This is a genomic window from Clostridium sp. ZBS2 (assembly GCF_023845855.1).
Lineage (GTDB): Bacteria > Bacillota > Clostridia > Clostridiales > Clostridiaceae > Clostridium > Clostridium aquiflavi.
The window spans coordinates 15,916-18,667 of the sequence record NZ_JAMQIF010000023.1 but is presented as its reverse complement, the minus strand read 5'-3'; the positions used below and the strand labels follow the sequence as shown (position 1 = coordinate 18,667).

Below are 2,752 nucleotides of genomic sequence, written 5' to 3'. Positions count from 1 at the left end.
AATTACAATGCCACTTTACACTATTGCATATATAAACATATATTAACAATACAATAATTTTTAATATATAAATTTGGAGGAGAGTTGCTATGATGATTAATATAATGGATAAGCTATATGAGAGAGTTGAAAAAAGAGGTGTTGTATGTGTTGGATTAGATACATCTTTAGAGTATATTCCAGAGCATATAAGAAATGGAAAAACACCAAGTGAAGCTATATTTGAATTTAATAAACAAATTATAGATGCTACATATGATGTTGCAGCATGCTTTAAGGTACAAATAGCTTATTATGAAGCTTTAGGCTTAGAAGGATTATTAGCTTATAAGAAAACATTAGAATATCTAAGAAAAAAAGATGAAATCATAATAGCTGATATAAAAAGAGGCGATATAGCAGCTACTGCCCAAATGTATGCAAAGGCTCATTTTGAAGGAGACTTTGAAGCAGATTTTATTACACTAAATCCTTATATGGGAATGGACAGTATAAAACCGTATGTTCAATATTTAGTAAACGGAAAAAAAGGTGCATTTACATTAGTTAGAACATCAAATGAGGGAGCAGAAGATATTGAGTATTTAGATACAACTACAGGAAATAAAGTATATCATGTAGTTGGCGATAAGCTTATGAAAATGGGCGAAAATATGATTTCAAAATGTGGCTATCATCCATTAGGAGGCGTAATTGGATGTACTCATGTTGAAGAAGGAAAAGAATTAAGAAAAAGATTTAACTCAATGTTCTTCTTAATACCTGGATATGGAGCTCAAGGCGGAAAAGCAGAAGATGTAGCAATGTATTTAAATAATGGAAATGGTGGAGTTGTGAATTCATCAAGAGGAATATTACTTGCTTATAAAAAACAAAACAGGGAAATGGAATTTGCATTATGTGCAAGAGAAGAAGTTATAAAAATGAGAGATGAAATAAAAAGAGCTGTAGAGGATTTATAAGGGGTGGTAAAATGAGTATAAATTATAAGAAATCAAAGGTACTTTCAAATAAAAAAGTAGTTGATAATATATATAAGATGGTGTGTGAAGATGATAATGCCATAAGAGCAGGACAATTTTATATGCTTAAGCTTGAAGGTCAAACCTTACTTCCAAGACCCATAAGCATATGCGAAAAAGATGATAATAAAATAACTTTTATGTATGCAGTAGTAGGAAAAGGAACAGAAGAATTTGCAAAACTTCAAGAGGGGGATTACATAAATCTTACAGGTCCATTAGGAAATGGATTTGACTTAGATGAATACTTAGGAAAAGTTGCAATTGTTTCTGGGGGAATTGGAACAGCACCTATGGTTGAAGTTTGTAAAGTGCTTAGAAGAAATAATAAATATGGGCTTATAGATGTTTATGCAGGATTTAGAGATGACATATATTTAATAGATGAATTATCTAAATATGCTAACAAAGTAGAAGTAACAACTAATACAGGAAAGCATGGTCATAAAGGCTTTGTTACGGATATATTAAAGCCAGAGGAATATGATATTGTGCTATGTTGTGGTCCTGAAATTATGATGAAAAAGGTTGTTGAGATGTGTAAAGAAAAGAAGGTTAAAGTTTACGTTTCAATGGAAAAACACATGGCATGTGGTGTAGGAGCTTGTTTAGTATGTACTTGCAAAACTAAAGGTGGAAATAAGAGAACGTGTAAAGACGGTCCAGTATTTGATGGATATTATGTGGAATTATAAATCAGAGGGGAGAATGAAGTTATGTTAAAGGTGAATATAAATGGTGTAGAATTTAAAAATCCAGTTATAGCGGCTTCAGGAACTTTTGGTTTTGGTGCAGAATATAACAATTTTTATGATGTAGGGATGTTAGGCGGAATATCATCCAAAGGATTAACACTTAATGTTAAAGAAGGTAATGAAGGAATTAGGGTATTTGAAACTCCATCTGGAATGATGAATTCTGTAGGATTACAAAATCCAGGAATAGAAGGATTTATAAAAAATGAATTGCCTAAAATGCAAGAACTAAATACTAACATTTTAGCTAATGTTGGTGGAGGGTGTTTTGAAGATTATGCAGAAGCTATTGAAAAATTAAATAATACTGAAGTAAATATCATTGAATTAAATATATCATGTCCAAATGTAAAATGTGGTGGAATGGCATATGGAATTAAGTCTCAGGTAGCTTATGAATTTGTAAAAGAAATAAAGAAAATTTGCAAAAAACCTCTTATGGTTAAATTATCACCCAATGCCGAAAATATAGTTGAAATGGCAGCAAAATGTGAAGAAGCAGGAGCAGATTCATTAAGCTTAATAAATACATTAAAAGGTTTAGCAATAGATCCATATAAAAGAAAGCCAATATTTAATAATGTATATGCAGGACTTTCAGGCCCCGCAGTGAAACCAGTAGCATTAAGAATGGTTCATGAAGTAAGCAAAGCAGTTAGTATACCAGTAATAGGACTTGGTGGAATATCTAATGGAATAGATGCAATAGAGTTTATGATGGCAGGAGCAAGAGCTGTACAAATAGGAACAATAAATTTTGTAAATCCTATGGCAGGAAAAGAAATCATAGAAGAGATGGAAGCTTTCTGTAAAGAACAAGGCATAAAAGATATAAATGAAATTGTTGGTGTAATTTAAATGGCTGCTAATATTAAAATATATAGTTTGATGAACAAAGAAATTTAATTATTTAAGATATATTGTTTTTAGATGTGTTTATATATGCAATAGGTAAAGTGGCATTGTAATTGGACT

General features: G+C 31.0%; 3 protein-coding genes. All 3 read left to right on the top strand.

The features are described from left to right. The first annotated feature begins 89 nt into the window (after positions 1-89). From pyrF to NG918_RS14015, 3 genes are read left to right on the top strand one after another with little or no spacing between them, the layout of a single operon-like run. Positions 90-962 (top strand): orotidine-5'-phosphate decarboxylase, encoded by an 873-nt coding sequence (gene pyrF, locus NG918_RS14025; protein WP_252226718.1) that lies wholly within the window; start codon positions 90-92, stop codon positions 960-962. An 11-nt stretch (positions 963-973) separates the two neighbouring features. After that, positions 974-1,717, top strand: a complete 744-nt coding sequence (locus NG918_RS14020) for a dihydroorotate dehydrogenase electron transfer subunit (RefSeq protein ID WP_252226716.1) — start codon at positions 974-976, stop codon at positions 1,715-1,717. A gap of 21 nt (positions 1,718-1,738) precedes the next feature. Then, complete coding sequence (locus tag NG918_RS14015; RefSeq protein WP_252226713.1) at positions 1,739-2,635, top strand: dihydroorotate dehydrogenase; 897 nt, start codon at positions 1,739-1,741, stop codon at positions 2,633-2,635. Positions 2,636-2,752 lie beyond the last annotated feature (117 nt).